This is a genomic window from Sphingopyxis lindanitolerans (assembly GCF_002993885.1).
Classification (GTDB): domain Bacteria; phylum Pseudomonadota; class Alphaproteobacteria; order Sphingomonadales; family Sphingomonadaceae; genus Sphingopyxis; species Sphingopyxis lindanitolerans.
This window is the reverse complement of sequence record NZ_CM009578.1, coordinates 113,116-128,285: the sequence shown is the minus strand read 5'-3', so window position 1 is coordinate 128,285 and position 15,170 is coordinate 113,116. Positions and strand designations below refer to the sequence as shown.

Below are 15,170 nucleotides of genomic sequence, written 5' to 3'. Positions count from 1 at the left end.
TGAGGGCGGCACTAGGGTGCGGGAGTTATAACATGAGCAAGGCAGGCTACAGCGGCTTTCGACTGGACATCGACGATGACGGGATCGCGCTGATCCGGTTCGACCGTCCCGACCGCCTCAACGTCCTCGACATTTCGGCGAAGCGCGATCTCATCGAAGCGCTCACCCAACTCCAATATGATGATGCCTGCCGCGTGTTGATCTTCACCGGCGAGGGCCGCACCTATTGCGCGGGCGACGATGTCAAGGGAGCCTTCGCCGAGGAGCAATGGGAAGCGGCGCGATCGCAGCCCGTGCGCAAGGGCAGGAAGGGCCCGATCGCGACCTACAGTTCGCTGCGGACGATATCGCAGCAACTCAACCGCACGCTCATGACGTTCGACAAGATCACCATTGCTGCGATCAACGGGGCCGCGGTCCAGTCGGGTTTCTCGCTAGCTCTCTGCTGCGATTTCCGTCTGGTGGCCGAGAGCGCGAAAATGGGAAGCGGCACCATGCGGATGGGCTTCCTGCCCGATGAAGGCGGCCATCATCTGCTCGTCAGGTTGATCGGGATCGCCCGCACCAAGGATCTGTTACTTCGCGGCCGTCTGGTCGGTGCCGATGAAGCAGCCGCGCTCGGCCTTGTCCATGAAATCGTGTCGCCGGGCGCTCTGCTCGACCGCGCCAGGGCGCTGGCGCTAGAATTCGCCCACGGCCCGCAGGTGGCGCTGCGCCTGCTCAAAAACGCCATCGACAGTGCAGTCGACCTTGGTTTCGAGCAGGCCGCGATGGACATTGCGGCGCGCGCAGCGATTTCGGATCACCACCCTGATGCCGAAGAGGGCTGGCGCGCCTTTCGCGAGAAACGGCGCCCCGCCTTCGAATAGCTTTGAAAAATGGAAATAGCCCCATGAACTTTGAGACCATCACCTATTCGCTCGAAGGGAATGTCGCGACGATCACGCTCGCGCGGCCCGAGAAGCTCAATGCCTTTAACACCCGCATGATGGCCGAACTGCTCGATGTCCTCGATCAAACCGACCGCGACGACGCAGTTCGCGCGATCATCTTGACCGGCGAAGGCCGCGCTTTCTGTTCGGGCGCCGATCTGTCCGGCGGCCCCAAGACGTTCGAATTTTCGAAAGGCGGCGAACCCGAACGCGAGACTACGAAAGTGAACGGCATCTACCGCGACGGCGGCGGCCGAGTGACGATGCGCATGTTCGAGAGCCTGAAGCCAGTAATCGCTGCGATCAATGGGCCCGCGATCGGCGCGGGCGCGACGATTCCGTTGGCGGCCGACATCCGGATCGCCTCAACGACAGCGCGCTTCGGCTTCGTTTTCGCGCGCCGCGGCATCGTCCCCGAGGCCGCGGCGAGCTGGTTCCTGACCCGGCATGTCGGCGTGCAGACCGCGCTCGCCTGGTGCCTCGGCGGTCGGACCGTCGAGGCCGAGGAAGCGCTCCACCGCAACCTCGTCTTTTCACTCCACGAACCCGACCAACTCATGATGGCGGCGCGCGAGCTTGCGTTGGAAATTGCGGAGCAAGCAGCCCCCCTTTCCGCCTCGCTTACGCGCCAGATGTTCTGGCGTCTTGCGGCTGCCGAACATCCGATGGCCGCCCATCGAGCCGACAGCAGGGCGATCCAGATGCTGGGCGGCACGCAAGATGCACGCGAAGCACTCGCGGCCTTTCTCGAGAAACGGGCCCCTGTTTTTACCGGACGCGTATCCTCTGAGATGCCAAATATTTGGCCCGAATGGTCCGAACCCGTCTTTCGGTAACTATGGCACGCGCCGGAAGGGCGGTTCTAGAAACAGCGTTATTAGTGTGATCGGCAGGAGACGCGGCGCGAAGCTGGCACTGTCCGTTAGCGACGTAATGACCGCTTTCAGGCGCCGGACCATTGTAGTCCAAACGGCTCTACTCAGGTACAAAGCCATCGCGTTGTTCTGAAGTCAGCGAGCGGCTGCTTTCGGGCTTTTCATTTGGCCGCCGGTACGGCCTAAATCGGGCGCGTTGCCGCCCGGCCGCTAATTGACAAGAGCTGGCTGCTTGCGGACCGGCGGCTTTTTGATCGAAAACCCCAGAAAGTCGGCGTGTAAAGGCAATGTTCTGCAGCATGTTTGGCGTCGGCCATCCCATCGTCAGAACCGATAACTGAGGCGAGCGTGGCCGTAGATATCGCGTTCATTAGAGCCCTGATCGAAGCCAAGATTTCCACCCAACGACAGATTTTCTGTGATGTTGTACTGGCTGCTCGCGCTTATCCGAACGGACGATTTCGAACCGCGCGGGGCCAACACCGTGAAAGCTTGTGGCGATCCGGCCATGCTGAGTGTGGCGCGTGCATCGTCGCGGTCGCCGGGCACGTAGTAAGCTGTCAGATCGATATAGCCTGCCGGCCCGCTGTTGCGGACGAAGCCTCCCACACCGTAGCGGCTCAATTTGTCGCGGTTCCCGCTGCCCGACAAGTTCAGCGTGTCAGCACCGCTTTCCGAAAAGGCGGAGAAACGGCTATTCGCCAATCCTGCACTCGCAGCCGGGCCAAGGGACCAATTCCCGATGCCCCAACCGTAGCGCACATCGACGCCGAGCGCGGTGGTCGAGATATCAGTGTTGGCGCTTGCCGTGCGCGCGATTGTGCCAAAGTTGATCGAGCGGGCAACATCGGTGTCCGCTCTGGCATGAACCGCCGTCGCAACAGCCGTAAAGCCCGGACCGCCGGTTCCGGCGCGTAGATAGCCCCCGACGTGCCATGTCTTGTTCTTCGCGTGAGAGGCACGGATAGGCAGATCGACGTTACCGTCTTGCCATCCGCCGCCTAAGCCCGCCGCCCAGGCATTATTGTCGCCGCGGTAATCGATGCCGATTTCGCCGCCGATACCGTCGCTGGAAACGCGTCCGGCGTTCAGATCATCGTCGGCATCGATCCGGCCATCATGGCCCGTAATACCGCCCCAAATTCCCAAACCCTCGCGCAAATCGGCCTGCGCCCGCGAGGTAAACCGGCTGGTCAAGGCAAAGCCCTGACGCTGACGTGCAGCTAAGAGGCTAGCGTAGATTTCACCGGAGCTGGCATCAAATGCCGCGCGCGCCGCATCTTCATCAAGCCCGAGCACGGCGTTATAGACCGCCAAACCGTCCGAACCCGCCGGGCGCAATAGGGTGCCAAGCGCGCTTGCGGCGGCCTTTTGGTTGATGGTCCGGGCGACATCGGGGAACATGCGAACCTGGGAAAGCCGGAGGAAAGCCCCGGTCGGATCATAGCCGAGCGCGAAATCGAGGAACGCCGAACTTTCGGTCAGTCCGGCGAACGTTCCGGTCAACCCGCCCTCTGCATTCAAGATGCGGAATATCACGCCGTCAGTATAGGCAAGATCGGCGTCGAGCGTCGTAATCGCGACGGTGCCGCCCTCCAATGTCGCTGTGCCGGTGGCGTTGATCCTGTCACCCGCACCGGATGCCGCCAGATCGACCGCGTAGATCGACCCGGCGCGGAAGACGATGTCCGGCGTGGTCGCGACTGCTGCGGCGATGCTTCCGCGTGCGAAACTGCTGTTGGCAGGCAAACGTGTTTCTTGATTATTGTTGAAATTGTCGACCGTTAACGTCGCGATACCGGCCCCGCCAGGAGACACGCGGCCCGAAACGTCCAGCTGCGCCAATGTGCCGTCACCCGTCAGGGCGCCAGCGGATCCGATCCTCGTCAAACCGCCAAGCGCACCGGTCAGCCGCAACGCGCCTGCCTCGACAATGGTCATGCCTTCAAACGCATCCGACGAACCCGTGATGTCGAGAACACCGGTGCCCCGTGTGCGAACCACCCCGCTTCCCGAAAAAAGTCCGGCAAAGACGCCATCGCTTGCCTGATCGAAAACCAGCGTGCCACCATCTTCAAGGCGGACATTGCCTTGAATGCTCGTCGCATTGCCGCGGATGGCGCCATTCACGATATGCGTCCCGCCGCTGTAGCTATTGGCCCCGGTCAGCACGAGCGTGCCGAGGTCGGTCTTTTGAAGCTCGGCTCCGCCAGTCAGAGCAGACCCGATCGTTGCAGTGAATCCCGCACCGGCCGCGGTACCGTCGCCAACGCGAAAGATCACCTGGTCGACATTGTCATCGTCCAGAACGATATTTCCGTCCGCCACCGTGTAGCCGTCGGCGGCGAACTGGACGCCGTTTTCCAGTGTTACGGGTGAGCCTGTATTATCGACCGTCACGACGCCGCCCGTGCCGCTGAAGATCAGCAGACGCGAGCGGTCATAGACACCGTTGATGGAACCGTCTGCAATCGACCAGTTGGTGCCCGCGCTCGACCATGTTCCGCTGCCGCCATCGACGGCGCTATTGCCCGTCATGTTCGGGCCGTCCCAGAAGGTGAAACTGCTGGTCGTGGGAGCCGGGGCGGCGACGATCAGGTTGACTTGGCTCGCCACCGATGTTTGCACCGCCAGGTCGGTCGCACTGAAACCGCCGGGCACCGTCCCGATGTCCAGACCATTGTCGGTCAGCGTGCCGCCATAGTTGATCAGTCGGTACACACCTTCACCGAACCCGCCGACGTCCGTCACCTCGAGCGTGCCGTCGAGCGTCAGATTGCCCGCGACATTGATCAGGTCGCTGTCCACGCCCGAAGCGCCCGTCGGTGCACCGAGCTGAAACCCAAGCCGCGACGCGGCGCCAAGCGCCAGTTGCCCGCTGAATGTCAGCGTGCCGACCGCATCTCCGCCAAGCAGGGCTTGGCCCGCATTGCGCCCACGGGTCTCGGCTGGCGCGTCCAGCGCGTCGCCGCCGGGACGGATGATGCCGTCGGCAACGGTCACCAATCCACCGATCGTCCCGCGGCCCGACAGAGTCGCGCCGCCGCTGACCGTCATGCTGGTCGCGGGGCCTTGGCTGTCACCAAGCAGGCCATCGACGGCAAGGGCCCCTCCGGTGAGAAGCGTGTTGCCGCGCCACTGCGTCGTGGCACTGGTGAAGCGCGTATCGCCCGCGAAGTGGCGGATCGTCCCCAGCCCCCGAAACTCCGATCCGATCGTAAACCCGGTCCCTGTATGATTCAGGACAAGAGTCGTGGCCGCATTGCCGAGCGAGAACGAACCGGCCACGTCGAAAAGACCGACCCCACCCGCCGCCTCGCCGACGTCCGCCCCGATGACTATCCGATCGGTTCCTGCCCGCAACTCGACCGAGCCGGCAGTGAAATTCGCATTCCGCAGGACGATGGTCGAGTTACCGAAACGCTGCCCGGCCAGCAGCCCTCCGCCAAGTGTTACACTGGCGTCGGTCACCAGCAGCATCGAATTTTCCATCTGCAAGCCGGCGTTGGTTCCGCCGGTCAGATTGAATTGGGCGCCATTGCTAATGATCAGACGCCGCCCGGTGTCGAAGCCCAAGCCGCTGTCGGTATTGGCGGTCGAGGTGACGATGGCATTGTCGTCGATGACGAGGTCCTGTCCGCCAACTCCATTGCCTCCGAAGGAGAATGCGCCCGCTGAATTGAGCTGTGTTCCGGCACCGGTGACAAGCATGCTCGCCCCCGTGCCAAAGGACAGGCTGCCGGTGCCGGTCGTCTCGAAACGTCCACCGCTCTGCACGGTCAACGAGGACAGGTTACCGAACTCTGCATTTTCTACCCGCGCGACGCCGCCGTTTTCGAGCAGCATTGCACCGCCCCTGCCGGTGTTGAACAGCACGATGGCGTCAGCCTCGAAGCGCGAACTGGCTCCCGACACCCGGATGCCGCTGTCATTGCTCACGAGAACCGGATCGTTTCTAAATGCCGCCGTGTAGCTCATCACGCCGCCATCGACGATGTCGATGAGGCCGCGGGCATTGGGCGCAGTGACGCTGCCGACGCGGACTCCGCCGGCGCCGACGATGTTCCAGCGCGACCCCTCACCCGAAATGGTCACTGTGCCCGTCGAATCGGTTTCGGGCGCGACCGACGCTCCCATGGTGGTCAGCACTGCGCCGCCAGTTACCAGGACAGTTGCCGTCGATCCGGGATCCGGTGCGACGCGCAGCGCGCTTGTTTCCAGAGTGCCGCCGTCGAGCGTCAGGTTGCCCGCCAGCACCCCGACTTCGCCATTGATGCTGCTTGCACCCGTCAAACGCAGAGTACCGAGATCGGTCTTGTCGAAGCCCGAAGGCCCCGTGAGCGCAGTTTTGATGGTCGCGGCAATATCAGCGCCTGCCGCGGTGCCGTCGCCGACACGAATCGTCGCCCCCCTGACGAACGCAGATACCGGGGTGGTCAATTCGAGCGCACCTCCGGTCAGCGTGTAGCCATTTGTCGCGAATTGCATTCCGCTGGCGATGGTGATCGGTGCAGCGCTGTTGTCGACTGTGACCGTTCCGCCAGTGCCAGCAAAGATCAGCAGCGTCGTCGGATCATAGGCGCCGTTCGCGGCCCCGTCGGCACCCGTCCAATTGGGACCAGTGGCCGTCCATGTGCCGGTGCCGCCATCGACGATATTATTGCCCGTGATGTTCGGACCATCCCAAAAGCTGAAATTGCCCGCCGAAGCTGCGACCAACAGATTGACCTGACGCGCAACCGCAGTCTGTACGGTCAAATCGGTGGCTGCAAAGCCCGCCGGCGTCGCCCCGATGTTCAGACCCTCATTCGTCAATCCGCCGTTGTAATCGATCAACCGGTAAAGCCCGGCGCCAAAGCCGCCGACATTGGTGACGTTCAACGTCCCGTCGAGGGTCAGATTGCCGCTATTGTCGATATTGCCCACTTTGATGAGGTCGCTGCCGACGCTAGGCGTGCCGGGCGCGCCCAACTCAAAGTTGAGAACTGACGCGGCGGTCAGCGAAAGATTCCCGAGGGTCAGCGTGCCCACACCGCGATTGCCCGGCGCAACAATTCCATCCGTCACAGCGACGGACCCATTCAGGGTGCCAGCGCCGCCCAGCGTCGCGCCGCCCTCCAGCGTCAGGTTTCTTGCGGAGACGCGCCCGTCAACGAACAACCGGCCGCCCGTCACATCGATATTGGCTATGCTTCCTGTATGGGCACCGGTCGTTAATATCGTCGTGCCCGCACGATGCAAGACGCGGCCGTTGCCGATAATCGGTGCGCTCACGATCAGGTCGGCCCTGCTGTGGTTGAACACCAGCCGCGAATCGGGGTCGCCGACCGTGATGCTTTGGGCGGTCAGCGTTCCCCCGTCACCCGCCGCCGCGCCATCGGCCCCGCCAATGTTCAGGACGCCGTTCTGCGAGATTTCGATCTGGGCTGCGGACATTTCGATGCCGTGAAGCGTCGCCGATCCCGCTACATTGAAGCTTGAGCCAACCGAAACCGTACTGTTCTCGGCGATCAACGACCCTCCCGGATTGACATCGAAGTCGTTAAAGCCGTTGCCAAGCGGGACCGATAATCTGGCGTTACGCAGCGATGCTGTGCCGTTGAGGCCGATGCTGGTGTAAGAAATGGCGCCGCCGTTTTCGACGAGCAATGTGCCGTCGATAAAAATGCTCCCTATGACGGAGAGCAGTGAGTTCGCACCGCTGATGTTGATTGCGCTGCCGATCCCAACGGAGTTGCCCCCTCTGGAGCCAGTCACTTGGCCACCGTCGAGGATGTTCAACGTCCCCACGCCCGGATTGGCTCCGCTATTCCCCAGCAACAACGCTAGGCCACCGTGATCGATCAGCGAATCGGCACCGGTGACCGTCACGATTCCGGTCGCCCCTTCTCCGATCCCGATCTGTAAAGAATTACCACGGAGCACAGCCCCTGCCGCGACCGTCAGATTGCCTTGTGAATTGGCCTGCGGTGCGACGTAAATCTGGCTGGGCGTCGTCACCAGCGTTCCCGCGCCGGTGATGAGCATTGTGCCCCGACCGTTCACTCCTGTCGACTGCCCCCCGCCAACACCGAAACTTCCTGCTGTCACGGTCGCGCCGCCCTGAACCGTGATCGCGCCAATCCCGTCGGGGCCGACAAGCAGGCTGGGCGTGGTCAAGGTCGCGCGATCGTCGATCACGAAATCGAATATCGGGTTAGCCGCCACGGCCCGGGCATTGATGATGATCCCGCCTTCGGTCGTCCACTGCGTTCCGGCACCGCTGACCAACACCTTGGTGCGCTCGTTGAATATCATCGGCTGAGAACCGATGGTTTCCAGTCGCCCACCGCTGCGCAACATCAGCGAGCCGTCGAAGAAATTGCCGAACTGCGACAGGCTGGAAAGCTGGGCAAGCCCGCCGTTCTCGACAATCAAACTGCCGTCAATGTCGGTTCTAGAGGACAGTATAAGGGCGGAGTTTGCGCCACCGATCGTGATGGTGCCGGTTCGGCCTACTACGTGCCTGTCTCCCGACGTCGAGGTGACGCGCCCGCCGTCGAGAATGCTGAGCGAAGCCGAACCGAGCGGACCATTGTCGCTACCGAGGCTGAGGGCGTTCAGCGATCCGAGGTCGAGCAAAGAACCCGCACCGGTTACCGTGATGTTCGCAGTCGACGTCTCGGATCCAATGTTCGCCCCGACCACGCGCATGACGCCGCCCGCGTCAATCGTCACCCTGCCTTGTGAATTGGGCCGCGTGGCCAGGAAAAGGCGTCCGTTGGTCGCGGTCACGCGCGAGCCGGCTCCCGTTATCAAAAGCGTTCCGTTGCCCGCTGTTCCGTCGAGCGGCCTGCCGCCGACCCCGATGTCGCCGTCCTGCGTCAACGTGCCGCCATCGCGAACGGTCAGGCTGCCGGTGCCGTCGAATCCGACGACCAGGCGGCTCGTCTTGGCATCAACCCCGGCGCCGATGATCGGCGCGTTGGCCGTGGTATCGACGAAGGTGTTGCCCGAGGGGGGTACGACCCCGTCACTCCAGTTGCCGGGATTGTTCCAATCATTATCCACCGCGCCGGTCCAGTCGTTCGCCAACGCTGGCATAGCCATGAAGGCAAAGCTTGCCCCGACGACCAGAGCGATGACTGAGCTGGATTTGAGCAGATTGGTGGTGATCATCGTGATTTCCCCATTTATTTTGACGCACGGATCAAGGGTTTTTTCCCGGCTTTCCGAATAGATTTTCGGCGGCATTCCGGGGCGGCCAAGTGGCGCGTAAACAGTTGTTGCGGGAACCGGGTAACTTGTCGCAACCTGTTGCAAATCGTCGCATCGGGCCTGAGCGCGCTCGACATTCGCCTGTATGTGCGGTTGTGATGGCGTCGCGACGGGACCTTGTGGGACAGTGAAATGAAATCGGTCGGGATAGAGGAAATTTACGACGCGGCATTCGACCGCGATCTGTTTTCCGTGCTCATCGAACGCCTGGTCCACGCATTCGGCGCGCAGGCCGGTTTTATCGGCTGGAGCGATATGGAGCGCGACGCGGGCTTCCATACGCAATTCGGCAACGACCCCGTCTGGTTGCAGCGCTATGTCGAAACCTATGCGCAGCATGATCTGCTGCAACCGATATTGAGAGCGACGCCGGAAGGTGTCTGCGCGCCGGCTTATCCCCACCTGCAAACGGACGAGGTGCGCGACAGCATATTCTACCGCGAATATCTGGCGCCACAGAATATCATCGATAATCTGGCGGTGAACCTGATCAAGCAGTCCAGTTTCGTGGCCCATCTGGCCTTGATCAGAATGGCGCCGGCGGGCCCCTTCACGCCGGACGAATGTGCCGAACTATCGGGGCTGGTCCCGCATCTGCGCCGGGCGATCTATATCCAGAGCCACCTGGTCCATGCCGCCGATCAGCAGGCGACGCGCCTGGCCTTTAGCGGGGTCAGCCGCCACGTCCTGCTGCTGACCGACAAGCATGTCATAGCGGAGATCGATCCGCCGCTCGCTTCGTTGCTGACATTGCGCGTCGGCGACGGTATTGGCGACGGCGCGCTGGGACGGACGATATCGGCGGCCATTGCAAGCGGCGAACCGGTCGCTCTCGAATGGCCCGGCAACGACAGCGCCGCCCCCGCAAATCTTCTGTGCCAGGCAAGGACGCTGGAGCCGAACCGGTTCGGACGCTTTGCAACCGGGCCTGTACCAACGCACGCCGTCCATATCACCGAGCTTGAACAGACGCCGCCGATCGCCTTTGAAGCCATTGCGGACCTCTATCGCCTGACCCCCACGGAATTGCGCGTCTTGCGCGATGCCATCGAACATGGCGATCTTGTCGGCATTGGTGAGCGGGTGGGCATGGCCAGGGCGACGACCCGGACGCATCTCCACCGCATCTATGACAAGACCCGGACCGGCAGCTTTGTCGGCCTGTCGAACCTGGCCCATCGCTTTGCCCGTTTGACTCCGGAATAAACGCCCGGACGGATCGGGCCAGCGTAAACAACAATATGATAAACATCTGTTGGGTAAACAGATGATGGACGCATGGTGTGGCCGCAGCAAATAAACCCCTGAGCAGTTCGATAGAGGCGCGGCTGCACAGGGGTATCATTCGCAAATGGGGCATGAATCCGCTTGGTCGCCATCGTCCCGAACCGTCCCCCCGTCGCACAGCGTGGCGCGTCCGCTGGACCGGCTGGACGGTTGGAAATCCGTCGCCGCCTATCTTGGAAGGGACCGGACAACCGTTATTCGCTGGGCCCGCGAACGGGCGTTGCCCGTGTATCGCCTGCCGGGGGGCAAGACCGCGACGGTTTATGCGCTGAGGTCCGAACTCGACCGCTGGGCGGGTGCGCCGGAGGTTGAAAAGGGATCGGACACCGCAGATCCCGGCCCATTGCCGCCTGTTCCATCCCCGAGATGGCCGAGCCCACAGTGGCGCCGATGGACAATCGGTACAGCGGCTATCATTCTCACTGTCGGGGCATCGGTCACGATCGCCTTCCAGCCATCGGCTCCGGCCACCTCTGCCAAGGGAGTGGCGGCTTCCTTGATATTGCCCACAAACCCCGAAATCGCGGCCAATTTTCTAACGGCACGGGATCTTGTGGTGGACCGGGAGGCAGCGGGTCTCGAGCGCGCAATCGCCTTGCTCGAACAGATCATACGCGACGACCCGCTTTATGCACCAGGGCACGCCAGCCTGGCCGAAGCCCTGCTTCTCTCGCGCGAATTTGGTATGCGCAGCAACCGTGACGCCTTTCCGCGCGCACGGCTCGCTGCGCGCACGGCCAATCGGCTCGCGCCAGATGATGCAACCGGACATCGTCTGCTGGGCTTTATCGCCTATTGGGCCGATCACGATTTCCCGGAGGCCGATGCAAAGTTCCGCCACGCCATATCGCTTGATAGCAACGATCCGCTGATCCATTTTTGGTACGGCAATATATTGTCCGACCATGGTGATCATAAGGCTGCTCTGGAACAGCTCAACCGCGCCCGTCTGATGGAACCCGGATCGGTTGCCATTCGAACAGATCTTGCTTGGGCGCATTGGGCCGCGGGCCATGATGCCTTAGCCATCTCACAACTGACCGACATCGCCAATCGGCACCCCAATTTTGCGGTCGCACAGGATTGCCTTGCGATCATTGCATTCGTTCAAGGCGATTATGCAGGCTATGCCAAGCATTCCGCCCGTTTTGCCGAGCTCAAGCAAGACCCATTTTTGATCGAACGCGCGCAAGCCGTGACCATGGCAATCCGCGCCGGCAAGCCTGCTCTAAAAAAGGAAATGATGCGCCAAGCGCTAGATGATGCGTCGCAGGACGACAGTCGGACATATGTATGGCCAACGATGATTGCATCGACAGAGCGCAGCCGTTCGCAAGTTCTTTCAATATTGAATCTAGCAGAAAATAGGCGAGAACAATGGGGTGAAGCCGGATTATTAGCGCGCATTCAAATTGTTTGGCAATCGGATCCGGAGATAATTTCACTTATCGAACGACGTCGTCCAAGAAAATTTAATAATTTTGCCAAAAATTAACCAAAATAGTTTTTTAATTTAACGATTACTTTACCTTATCTTAACAACTGATCTAGCCCCTCTTCAAACCTCATTCCGGCCCATCCGGCGGAAAGGGGAGGAGGCTGTCGATCTAAGCTTGCTAATGGAACGACCGCTTTGAGGCTCTAACCCGTAGTGGCCGAACGGCATGAATCAGGCGCAAAGCCGTCATGGCTCGAGCGTACCGCCGATGCATCGTCTTATGGAACTTATGGAATGAACCGGCACTCTTGAATCTGCATCGTGCTATTACGGACAACCGAAACGTAGGGCTTCTCGACATCGCCGCGAACACCCCCAAACTGCGCCAAAAAACTAGAAAAGCTCACTTATGATATTGAAAACAAATATTATAATTTCGCGACTTCCGCGGTTCCAGCCCAATCAAATCAATTTAACTACTTGATTTAATTGACTTTTTTAAAAATGGTGGGCCCGGCAGGACTCGAACCCGCAACCTAGCCGTTATGAGCGGCCAGCTCTAACCGTTGAGCTACAGGCCCCCCGTTTCGACACCCGGTGGGGTGTGTGGGCGATAGCGGAGCCCGGCGGCGATTGGCAAGCGGGTTTGGGGCCGGGTCAGCCGGCGGGCGCTTTCCGTTCGGCCATCGCCAGGATGCCCACGGCGTCGGTCGCCTCGATCCCACGCAGCGCGAGGTGATCGAGCACCGCGCCCCACCAGCGATAAAAAAGGTCGAGATCGGCGTCGCTGCGGACATAAGGCGTGTTTCCGGGTTGCAGCGACGGCGAATGAAAGGAGAAATTGAGCACCGGCAGCCGCTGTTCCAGTGCGATGTCGATCGCGCGGCACGCGCGATCGGCGGGAATGCCCTCGGGCGTCAGCGCGATTCGTTCGACGAGCCCGAGCCGCGCGAGCGCTGCCCGCGCATGCCTGCCGTTTCGCGCGATGCGGTGATAGAGGCCCTGCCCCCTCGCCCCCAGAAAACCGCCGAACATGGTCGTCACCGGCACCTCGAGCACCGCGCCGTGCGCGGTCGGCACCCACCATGGCTTGAGCGGCGCGGCGCGATAGTCGGGGCCGTGCCCGCCGCGATAATCGAAACCCGCGCGCACCGACGTGTCGCAGCGAAAACCGAGTTCGGCGAGCATCGTGGCCGTCTCGGACCCCAGGCCATAGCGCCCGGCTCGATAGACGGTGGGCGCAATCCCGAACCGGTCACGGATGGCGTCGCGCAGCGCCGCCATCTTGGCGCGTTGCAGCGCGGGGGGCAGGTTGCCGGTATAGCTGTTGCGCTCGTTCACCGGCTCGTCGTGCGGCGGTGTCACCCAGGGGTGGAGCTGCGCACCGATCTCGCAATGTCCCTGCGCCAGCGCGTCGCCCAATATGGCGACCGCGCGATCGTCCGCCACGATCGGCCAGTCGACCAGATAGATGGGCTTCACCCCCGCCTGCTCGAAATAACGCTGGCAATCGGCGAGCGCCGGGACCGAATCGAGCCGATATCCGGTACGCGCGAACGGCGCCGACCAGTCGAAATCCTCCTCGGTGTCGCAGGTCACCCAGAAACGCGGCCGCTCGCCGTCGCCGAGGCCGACGAGGTCCGCAGCCGCCGGATATGCCTGGAAACTGCCCGCGGGCTGCACCTTTTCCCCTTCCGCCCCCAGCCCGTTCACGCGGGCTATTCGCCCTGCTGAACGCCGAGCTCGGTGCTTGGGTTGGCCGAGGGCAGATGCAAGGTCAAGGCGTTATGCCCAATATCGAGGCGTCCCCCCGCCCCGCGCGCGAGGCTGTCGACCAGACGCAGCGAAAAGCCAAGGCTCAGGATCGCCGCGCCCGGCGCCTCGCCTTCGGGGCTGAAACCGGGGTCGAGCAGATCGGCGGCGGTCGCGAAACGAATCGCGAGCGGCCGGACCACGCGCAGTTGCAGCATGTCGTCCTGCGCCGATTCGGTCACAAGCTGCCCGACGAGCACCGATCCGGGCTCCGAAATATCGACAAGCGCAGTCAGCAGTCGCCCGATCATGCGCCGCGAATTGGCGTCGCCGACCTGCGCGAGGAAAGGTCCGCCGACCCGTGAGATGCTGAGGTCGACCCGCTGGTCGGCGAGGATTGCGCCCAAATCCATCTCGACCTGCGCTATCACGGTCCCCAGGTCCGCGGTCTCGCCCGCCAGCGACGGGGTTGACGGCCCGGGGGCGCGGGTCGCGGTGTCGAGGTCTTCGATGATCGCCTGGATCGCGGCCGCGTCGGCGACGATCGCTTCCGCCATCGCGCGATAGGAAGCGCTGACCGGCCCGAACATCTGGCCCGAGATGATCTGGGCGAAACCCGAAATCGCGTTGAGCGGGCTGCGCAGCTCGTGAATCAACTGGCGGATCGAATCACCCGATTCCTCCACCGCCGGGCGCCCATAAGGCATTTCACTCGGCTGCGGTCGGCGCGCACTGCCGCGATAGCCGCGAAACTGCCCGGTTGCCGAATCGAACCATGGCACCGCCGAAAAACGCCATTCGCCGGCGTCGGCCGCCGCGCCTTCGAGTATCATGCGCGCGTTGACGATCTCCGCGCGCTGGCGAAACGCGCCCGCGGCCGCCCCGTCGGCGCCCGGCTCGCCGCCAAAAGCGGATTCGGCGATCGACAGGCCGATCGCCGCGCCGCGCGTGATGCCGTCGACCCAGCGAATCAGCCCGTCCGGCCCCGCCTCGAACATGAAGCCGGTGCGGGCCTTGCGCACCGCGGGTTGTGCCCGCGCCGACTGGAAACGGTCGATACGCCGGACGAGTTCGCTGATCTGGCTCGGCGCGCTATCCGCTGCCACCGGCGACTCGTCGGCCGGCGCTTCGCTCGCTGCCGACGCCGCGGCGGGTTGCGGCAGCGCGACCGATCCCGCGCCCAGGCTTTCGAGCGCGCGCCGGACATTGTCGGGCAGGTCGTCGCGCCCGGCGAGAATCGAGCGCGCGGTCGCGGCGGTGGCGGGAAGGAGCGCGAGCCAGTCGGCCTCCGCCAACCGCGCGCGCCGGAGCATCGCCGCCGACACCGCGGGCACGTCATTGGCATAAAAAGCGACGAGCGGCGCGAATCGACCGTGGCGCGCGATCGCCGCGGCGCAGTCGCGGCGTATCTTTTCGGGAACCTGGGGCCGCAAAACGGCGAGCGCGTGAAGCGCGCGCCGGATATCGCCATCGGATAGTTGATTGCCGCGCTGCGCGAGAATATCGGAGATCTGGCGCCACGCCGCGATGCGCGCGCGCGGATCGCCAGGTGCCTGGCGCAAGATGGTCGCGATCATCGAGTCATCGGTCACGCGAAGCCGGCCCCACAGCTGTTCGTTGGTTAGCGTA

The 15,170-nt window shown here is 62.7% G+C and carries 7 protein-coding genes and 1 tRNA gene; 4 read left to right on the top strand and 4 right to left on the bottom strand.

Annotated features, from left to right (window positions below; all coding sequences use genetic code 11):
- Positions 1–32 precede the first annotated feature (32 nt).
- Together CVO77_RS00710 and CVO77_RS00705 are read left to right on the top strand one after the other, a co-directional pair.
- Positions 33–869, top strand: a complete 837-nt coding sequence (locus tag CVO77_RS00710) for an enoyl-CoA hydratase/isomerase family protein (RefSeq protein WP_158257951.1) — start codon at positions 33–35, stop codon at positions 867–869.
- A gap of 23 nt (positions 870–892) precedes the next feature.
- Positions 893–1,768, top strand: coding sequence for a crotonase/enoyl-CoA hydratase family protein (locus tag CVO77_RS00705; protein ID WP_105997438.1), 876 nt, complete (start codon positions 893–895; stop codon positions 1,766–1,768).
- 363 nt (positions 1,769–2,131) lie between these two features.
- Here the strand turns inward: CVO77_RS00705 and CVO77_RS00700 are convergent, their stop codons facing one another.
- Positions 2,132–9,280, bottom strand: coding sequence for an autotransporter outer membrane beta-barrel domain-containing protein (locus CVO77_RS00700; RefSeq protein WP_158257950.1), 7,149 nt, complete (start codon positions 9,278–9,280; stop codon positions 2,132–2,134).
- Here CVO77_RS00700 and CVO77_RS00695 point away from each other — a divergent pair.
- Together CVO77_RS00695 and CVO77_RS20945 are read left to right on the top strand one after the other, a co-directional pair.
- A complete protein-coding gene (locus tag CVO77_RS00695) occupies positions 9,197–10,270 on the top strand; it encodes a helix-turn-helix transcriptional regulator (protein WP_158257949.1) in 1,074 nt (357 codons plus the stop codon). The genes CVO77_RS00700 and CVO77_RS00695 overlap by 84 nt on opposite strands.
- Before the next feature lie 202 nt (positions 10,271–10,472).
- Positions 10,473–11,846, top strand: coding sequence for a tetratricopeptide repeat protein (locus CVO77_RS20945; protein ID WP_158257948.1), 1,374 nt, complete (start codon positions 10,473–10,475; stop codon positions 11,844–11,846).
- Positions 11,847–12,294: 448 nt separating this feature from the next.
- Here the strand turns inward: CVO77_RS20945 and CVO77_RS00685 are convergent.
- From CVO77_RS00685 to CVO77_RS00675, 3 genes are all read right to left on the bottom strand, one after another.
- A tRNA-Ile gene (locus tag CVO77_RS00685) sits at positions 12,295–12,370 on the bottom strand.
- A 76-nt stretch (positions 12,371–12,446) separates the two neighbouring features.
- Positions 12,447–13,502 carry a polysaccharide deacetylase family protein gene (locus CVO77_RS00680; RefSeq protein WP_242446042.1) on the bottom strand — a complete coding sequence of 352 codons (1,056 nt, stop codon included), beginning with the start codon at positions 13,500–13,502 and terminating at the stop codon, positions 12,447–12,449.
- A gap of 5 nt (positions 13,503–13,507) precedes the next feature.
- Positions 13,508–15,133 carry a histidine kinase dimerization/phospho-acceptor domain-containing protein gene (locus CVO77_RS00675; RefSeq protein WP_242446041.1) on the bottom strand — a complete coding sequence of 542 codons (1,626 nt, stop codon included), beginning with the start codon at positions 15,131–15,133 and terminating at the stop codon, positions 13,508–13,510.
- Between the last annotated feature and the right edge of the window lie 37 nt (positions 15,134–15,170).

Bases quoted from the DNA above. Each gene is read 5' to 3' on its own strand.
- CVO77_RS00710 (WP_158257951.1), top strand. From the start codon at position 33: ATGAGCAAGGCAGGCTACAGCGGCTTTCGACTGGACATCGACGATGAC.
- CVO77_RS00705 (WP_105997438.1), top strand. From the start codon at position 893: ATGAACTTTGAGACCATCACCTATTCGCTCGAAGGGAATGTCGCGACG.
- CVO77_RS00695 (WP_158257949.1), top strand. From the start codon at position 9,197: ATGAAATCGGTCGGGATAGAGGAAATTTACGACGCGGCATTCGACCGC.